Source organism: Proteiniphilum sp. UBA1028, assembly GCF_002316955.1.
Classification (GTDB): domain Bacteria; phylum Bacteroidota; class Bacteroidia; order Bacteroidales; family Dysgonomonadaceae; genus Proteiniphilum.
Genome location: NZ_DCEN01000032.1, coordinates 31,837 through 32,116 on the forward strand (window position 1 = coordinate 31,837; position 280 = coordinate 32,116).

General features: G+C 36.8%; 1 rRNA gene (cut by a window edge). It reads left to right on the forward strand.

The features are described 5' to 3' along the window. Positions 1-201: 201 nt before the first annotated feature. Positions 202-280: ribosomal RNA gene (locus B3Z75_RS04735) — 16S ribosomal RNA — on the forward strand (its annotated part continues 285 nt past the right edge of the window); the annotation flags it as partial.

Sequence of the window (280 nt, forward strand, 5' to 3'; positions counted from 1 at the left end):
CAAATTGGTACCCGTTCAATAAACTGAAAGGTTAAAAATAAATCGTGAATCCGGGAGTTATTTTGGATTGATCTTTCCCGAAATTGGGATTTTCTTGTAGATGATTTTTTTTTGGATTTTGTTTGTCGTGAGATGTTCATTTTCTTTTTTTAGAGGATGTTTCAAGGGAGGCAGTTTCAAGGAAATATAAAAAACAAATTTACAATGAAGAGTTTGATCCTGGCTCAGGATGAACGCTAGCGATAGGCCTAACACATGCAAGTCGAGGGGCAGCACATGA